8 protein-coding genes and 1 pseudogene are annotated in these 5,988 nt (G+C 47.1%); 3 read left to right on the top strand and 6 right to left on the bottom strand.

The window, feature by feature from the left end; all coding sequences use genetic code 11:
* Positions 1-196 (top strand): annotated as a pseudogene (locus A6395_RS15930) (DUF5395 domain-containing protein); the annotation flags it as partial.
* A 212-nt stretch (positions 197-408) separates the two neighbouring features.
* Positions 409-759, top strand: a complete 351-nt coding sequence (locus tag A6395_RS00780) for a DUF7674 family protein (protein WP_071397471.1) — start codon at positions 409-411, stop codon at positions 757-759.
* 143 nt (positions 760-902) lie between these two features.
* Here A6395_RS00780 and A6395_RS00775 read toward each other — a convergent pair whose 3' ends face one another.
* From A6395_RS00775 to A6395_RS00760, 4 genes are all read right to left on the bottom strand, one after another.
* On the bottom strand, positions 903-1,136 hold the full coding sequence (locus A6395_RS00775; protein WP_071397473.1) for a hypothetical protein: 234 nt from the start codon (positions 1,134-1,136) through the stop codon (positions 903-905).
* Positions 1,137-1,198: 62 nt separating this feature from the next.
* Positions 1,199-2,257, bottom strand: a complete 1,059-nt coding sequence (locus A6395_RS00770; protein ID WP_071397470.1) for an ABC transporter permease — start codon at positions 2,255-2,257, stop codon at positions 1,199-1,201.
* Positions 2,257-3,117, bottom strand: a complete 861-nt coding sequence (locus A6395_RS00765; RefSeq protein ID WP_071397469.1) for an ABC transporter permease subunit — start codon at positions 3,115-3,117, stop codon at positions 2,257-2,259. The genes A6395_RS00770 and A6395_RS00765 overlap by 1 nt, the downstream gene beginning before the upstream one ends.
* 365 nt (positions 3,118-3,482) lie before the next feature.
* Entirely contained in the window at positions 3,483-3,917 is a 435-nt protein-coding gene (locus tag A6395_RS00760) for a hypothetical protein (RefSeq protein ID WP_071397468.1), read from the bottom strand.
* Between the two features lie 176 nt (positions 3,918-4,093).
* On the opposite strand from A6395_RS00760, the gene A6395_RS00755 reads away from it, so the two are divergent.
* Positions 4,094-4,375: a hypothetical protein gene (locus tag A6395_RS00755; protein ID WP_071397467.1), complete on the top strand. Its 282-nt coding sequence runs from the start codon at positions 4,094-4,096 to the stop codon at positions 4,373-4,375.
* A gap of 45 nt (positions 4,376-4,420) precedes the next feature.
* Here A6395_RS00755 and A6395_RS00750 read toward each other — a convergent pair whose 3' ends face one another.
* Both A6395_RS00750 and A6395_RS00745 read right to left on the bottom strand, forming a co-directional pair.
* Positions 4,421-5,179: a DUF817 domain-containing protein gene (locus A6395_RS00750; protein WP_071397466.1), complete on the bottom strand. Its 759-nt coding sequence runs from the start codon at positions 5,177-5,179 to the stop codon at positions 4,421-4,423.
* An 8-nt stretch (positions 5,180-5,187) separates the two neighbouring features.
* Positions 5,188-5,988 (bottom strand): metal-dependent hydrolase (locus A6395_RS00745; protein WP_071397465.1); only part of this gene is annotated, 801 nt, incomplete at its 5' end.

The following is a 5,988-nucleotide window of genomic DNA, read 5'->3' as shown; positions in this document are numbered from 1 at the left end:
TAGCTTCGGCTATATGGGGTACTCGTACCGTGTCACATTGTACGATGAGGACGGGGAAGAGCTCGATGAATTCATCATCAATAGCGAGACGACGCTCAGGTACCACGGTTTCTTTCACACGGCAAAGTCAGGAAACATAGACTATGACACACTCGATAAATGGATGGCACAATTTAAAACGCATTATGATGAGTAAACAATCATTGTGACAATCACCTGTGCACGAATTCTTTCGATTGTTTATGAGCCCTCTTATTACCTACTGATTCGATTGACAAGCAAACAACGATTTAGTTATTTGAATCATTCAAGGGACACTTTGACTATATTGCTTATTACGACTCTATTAGGGTGATGAAGCATCGACAATATTGGTTTTTATTGTATCTTAAAAAAGAGGGTGTGAAAATGAAAGAAGAAGTGTCTAAAGGCGAAGTCATGGAACTGTTTCTCCAAGCATGTCCTTCTTATAAAAAACGATGGGATTCGTATATTCAGGACAATTACGAGACTGGAGATGAACAATTACTATATATCGATTTTGCCGATTTCGCTACGCACGTCGTTGACTCGTACAAACAAAATGAGTTGAATGAGTTTTCAGCTGTGTTTGATGTAATTGAATTGCTACTTACAACTGGCGATGCTTACGTTAAGGAAGCTGCGACAATTGGGTTATTGGAAGATTTGCAAAACAAATTACTATACAGCGGACGAGATACGAGTGTTTTTAATCCATATTACACCGAGAATCATTGAAATGGTGGAATCATCTAAATGATTTTTGGGACGGCAAAACCAAATCCGTTGGAGGTCCCGAGAGATAAATTATTTCTAGCGGAAGATCGTTTTTGAATTCGTTAATTTCTACTTTTTAATCAATCATTGTGAATCGTATACCCTCACTGTTCCCAATCTGTATAGAAGTGGGAGTGGCTGTATACACTGACAATTCCTGAAACGACCATTTTGAATAGATAGTTATTCGCAAGGTTTTCAATCACATCCCCCTTCATTTTTTGTAATAATGTGGCTTCTGGAATCCAATCAATCACATAGCCAATCCCTAACATGGCAGGAAGGCTCATTAGTATGTACACTAAGATAAAAATGAGCGTAAGCGATTTCGTACTCATCATCTTCAACCTCCCTATGTTTTTTTACGATAATCAGACATTAATTAAGAAAGCGGATGGCATCAGTACTTGATGTCATCCGCTTTCTTTTGATTCATCTGTTGAAACGAGGCATTCGCATGAACGAGCGTGAACGGATCCGCAAGCGTTGCTGCTGCCGCCTCGGCTTGAGACGTCGTGTCATCGGTGACGACTGATTTTTGACGTCGTAATCGGAATGCCCGCTCGAGTCGACTCGTCAACAAGTTACTGAGAAAGACGAGCATGGACAGCCCGAGGGCTGGAACGAGGAACATATGGTTCGTCATCCAAGTCATTGCCGTGAACTGCGTGAAATAAAAACCGAACATCGACGACCATTCAAACAGTGTCGGTCTGACCCCTTCAAACAGGAAGACGGTTCCCCCGAAAAAGACACCGAATAAGGATAGATGAATGAGCAACATCAGTGTTTGCACGAATTGCTGCATGAAGACAATGACCAACGTCGGGACGAGGTGCGGCCACAGGTGCCGCTTCGTCCGATGCCAGACGCTGCCTCCTAACGTCTCAGCGACGATCATAAACTCTTGTTTGAGCAACTGCCGGACTTCTGTTATCAGATAAAGCGTGACGGCAGGGAAACCGAGCAACACGAACACCGTCAACTGTAGGGTTACGCGGTCTAATAACGGCGGCACCATCGTCGAGTCCGCGAAGAAAAAGGACGGGAATAACATCATCATGGCCAACAACGAGATAGGCAGAATCAAGAATCCATCTAACACCATTTTGAAGATTCGGTTCAAGCGTGCCCCGCGAAATGCGAGTGGGATCCCGACCAATAGGCCGAGCGCCATCCGTCCGAGTGCGACGGTCGCACAAATGCCGACCGTCCATTTAAAGCCTTCAATCATCATCTGGAACAAGTCGTTCCCGGCCCGGTCGGTTCCGAGCCATTGATCTTTCGACGGTTCGAGTGGCGGGATGCCAATCAAGCGTCCCTCGTCGGAGTAACGGTTCAGGAATTGATCGACTTGGCCATCGCGGAATACGGTATTGCCGATACTGAGTAACAGCAAGCTGGCAAAAATCACGAACCCGATGATGAAAATCGGGTCACGCAGTAGCGTACGACGCATCAAACACCTCCTTTCCAGGCGTTCGGGATGAGCCATTCCGCCAGTAAATCCAATATAAAGATCGGGATATAGACGACCAACAAGATGACAAGTAGGATCGGCATGACAGGATTATAGACGACGAAACGGAAAATCCCTTGAACGTTAAATAAATATTCGATGATTAAAAGACTTGATAACACCGTGATCAGGTTCGAGCGGAAAAAGAGATAGAAGCGATACACCAAATTCGGGAGCAAGTGTCTCCAGAACAGGGCGGCCGGTCGGACGCCTTTGGCCCGCGCTAGCTCGAGAAACAGCGTCGCTTCCTCCTCAAGGATATGTTTCGTCAACCATTTGAGAAAGAAGAACAGGATGGTGAGCGTCAACGTCACAATCGGCAAAAAGCGTATGTATTCGGCAAACCCGCCTGCGACTTCAATCCGATCAAACCCCGTCTTCTTGTAAATCGTGATGGCGAGGAATTGCGAGAAGATGAGCCAAAATAAATCCGGGATCATCTCGAACGTCTGGCTCGATTGTTGGAGCACCGTGCGCACGCGCTTCCCGCTTCGATAAAAGAAATAAGCGTACAGAAGAGCGAACCCGACCGAAACGACAAGCGACGTCATAAAGATGATGACCGTCTCTTTCATGAGCGGACCGAGTGCAGGCAATAACGGTAATTCTCGTTGCGCGGTTACGTTGAAGTATGTAATCTCATCAAGTTTCGCCAACTGACTAAATTGTTGTTGCAGCCCGTTCCAGTAATTCGATGGCACGAACTCGAGCTGCACGACGAGTGACGGTAAGGCACTGATCGCAATCAACACAAACAGCGTGATGAAAAACTGAGCCGATTTTCGAGCAAGCAAATTCATCCGATTCTCTCCTTTCAAAAAAAGTACAATCTCATAACCGTTTCGATTTTACATATAGATTTAAGAACCAATTCCAAAATAGAGCATATCACTCACCTTAAAGTAAAAATTCTCCATTTACACTGTTATGATTTTATCATAATTATTTATGAATAAAAACAATATTCGGAAAATTTCAGGAATTTAACTAGTCATTTGATTCGACAGTTTTCGCATTAAATAAATGCTCTTTATAACTCAGCGACATCCATTCCATTCCCACTATATCTTTATCGGAAAAATAGATTCCAGATGATAATTGAATATAGTAAGATGAATGGCAGAAAATCGTTTAAAAAAAGTATCCTTCTTATCAGAAGAATACTTTAGTATGTTGAAAAGAGAGTTTTGCCATCTTCAGATTTTAACATATAGTCAACTCCAGTCGAGTTCACTTTCGTCAACGTGACGTTGCAAGCAAACAACGTGCCTGGGCCATATGCGACGTCTTCCGGTATCTCTGGAAAATCGTAGGACTCCTCTTCGAACCAGAGCGTCACGCCACCTTGTTTTGACTGATTGTCGACGACGTAGCAATTTCCGCTCGCCGTTTCATAACGGTCGAAGGCCCGATCGTATGTATCTGGTACGGCAATCATAAAACAAACGACGGCTATAAAAACACTGAATACGGAACCTAACAATTTCATTAGTTTACGCTCGCTCCGCCATTTTGATACATACACAAACGTCGAGAGCACACACATAAACCCGACAAACCAAGCCGCAATTAATTGCGCCAATTTGATCACCTCTTTCATAATTATACGAGCACTGCTGAATAATGTTTCATCATCCTTTTCTATATAAGGAGAATTCCATGACCCATTTCCTCAAGTTACAATCAATATCAATCTTATTGGCACTCACCTCGTTCATAAATATCCAACTGCTCGCCAATAGCGGACGACTATCACTACGTATAGGTGACGCTTCTTTGATTATCATAGCGATTACCGGTCTCGCTTCACTCATTTTGTTCGCACGTCTGATCATCAAACGCTTAAAGCACCTTGCACCTTCACCATTTAACCTGTTCCTCTATGTCCTGTGGCTCCCTTATTTGGCGCTGTTCACATACGGCTGGACACGGGTCGTCTCTGCGCCGAGCGAAGCGGCATGGCCGAGCCCCGTCGTCGGTCTATTGATCATCGCCCTCACGCTCACGTTCCCACTCTATATATTCATCGTCCATATGATCGCCCGCTCCAAACAATAAACGACCTAAAAAACGTGCGCGACCGATTCCGGTTGCACACGTTTTTTACGAGAGTTCCTGGCGTCGCTTCTGCCACGCCACGAGCAAGATGCTGATAATGACGAGCAAGAACCAAGATGACAACTTGCCGAGGTCGACGAGTGCCCAGCCGCTCAACTGGTTCGGATACGCCCAACCGTTATAGAACGTGACGATATTCTCGGCGAACCAGATGAAGCAAGCGATCAAAAAGAACGCGACGACAACAGGCATCGTGAAACGGCGATCGTCAAGACGGTATGTGACGATGGCCCGGCCGAACGTGAGAAAGACGAGTCCGATCAACACCCAGCGTAAATCGAGCCAAATGTGGTGCCAAAAGAAGTTGAAGTAGATGGCGACGCCGAGCCCGAAAGCGATCAAGGGTGGTGGCATCTTCAAAAACTCAAGGTCGAGCCGGCGCCACGACTGGACGACGTAACTGCCGACGCTCGCATACATGAAGCCGGCATAGAGCGGGACACCAAAAAGTTTCGTCAGCGCCTCGTCCGGATAGCTCCACGACCCCATCTGTACTTTGAACAGTTCGAGGCCGAGACCGATGACGTGGAACCAACTGATGACTTTCAGTTCTTCCATCGTCTCGAGCCCTGTCTTGACGAGCACGACTTGGACGAGCAGACACCAAATGAGCAGCACGTCATAGCGTGGCAGCGGAAAGTCGAGCCATTTCGTCAGCGCGAGCGCGCCGAAGATCGCAACCGGGAAGATGCAACTGAGCGCCTGCTCGTAACCGAAGATGAACAAATAACGTAGCCGTCGCATGATGTCACCTACAATTCGATATATTCATAGAGGAATGACGACTCGCCGTCAAAGAAACGCGGGTCGTATAGACCGAGACGTTCATCCTCTTCGACGACGACAACGAACGGTGACCACTGTTTGAGCGTTATCGCTTCTTTGTTCTCATCAAACAGCGGCGTCAAGTCGGCATCGTCCGCGCTCGTCAGCTCATATTCGAGCTCAGGTGTCTGATAGATCGAGTCACTGAAGATCGAGACGCTTTCGTCCGTCTTCGTGATGACGGTGAACTGGGTTGGGATGAACGAGGCCGAGAGTGCCACTTCTTCATGCTCGGCGGCGTACGTCTGATACAAGTACGCACCCTGCGCACTTTGAATCAAGACGTGGACAACGATGGCTGCCCAGGCGTAGCGATACACTGTATGCCGAACGTCCGCCCGACGCGCGACGAGCCAAGCGACGAGGAAAATCCCCCAATAGACGAAGTCGACGATCGGGATGACGCCGAACGTGACCCGGACGTCGGACAACGGTTCGAAATAACCGGTCCCCCAGGCGTTGAACAAATCGGCCGTATTGTGGATGAAGACGGATAAGAGCGCCCACCAGAAATAGCGGACACCGGTCACGTTGAACAAGACGCGCACGAGTATGTAAATCAGTAACGCGAACAGCGGCACGAGGAAAATCGAGTGGGTGATGCCGCGGTGCCACATCTGATACATCCCTTCCGTGTCCCATAGCCGCGAGATGACGTCACTGTCCGGAATCTGACTCCCGACGAGTGTCGTCACGAACAGCGCCCGCTTTTCATTTTTTTGTAGTTC

This window comes from Exiguobacterium sp. SH31 (assembly GCF_001816105.1).
Classification (GTDB): Bacteria; Bacillota; Bacilli; order Exiguobacteriales; family Exiguobacteriaceae; genus Exiguobacterium; species Exiguobacterium aurantiacum_A.
Note: the sequence above shows the minus strand (reverse complement) of the source record. Positions and strands in the feature narration are given on the sequence as shown.

Coding starts and splice junctions, on each gene's coding strand:
- A6395_RS00780 (WP_071397471.1), top strand. CDS start 409: ATGAAAGAAGAAGTGTCTAAAGGCGAAGTCATGGAACTGTTTCTCCAA.
- A6395_RS00775 (WP_071397473.1), bottom strand. CDS start 1,136: ATGAGTACGAAATCGCTTACGCTCATTTTTATCTTAGTGTACATACTA.
- A6395_RS00770 (WP_071397470.1), bottom strand. CDS start 2,257: ATGCGTCGTACGCTACTGCGTGACCCGATTTTCATCATCGGGTTCGTG.
- A6395_RS00765 (WP_071397469.1), bottom strand. CDS start 3,117: ATGAATTTGCTTGCTCGAAAATCGGCTCAGTTTTTCATCACGCTGTTT.
- A6395_RS00760 (WP_071397468.1), bottom strand. CDS start 3,917: ATGAAAGAGGTGATCAAATTGGCGCAATTAATTGCGGCTTGGTTTGTC.
- A6395_RS00750 (WP_071397466.1), bottom strand. CDS start 5,179: ATGCGACGGCTACGTTATTTGTTCATCTTCGGTTACGAGCAGGCGCTC.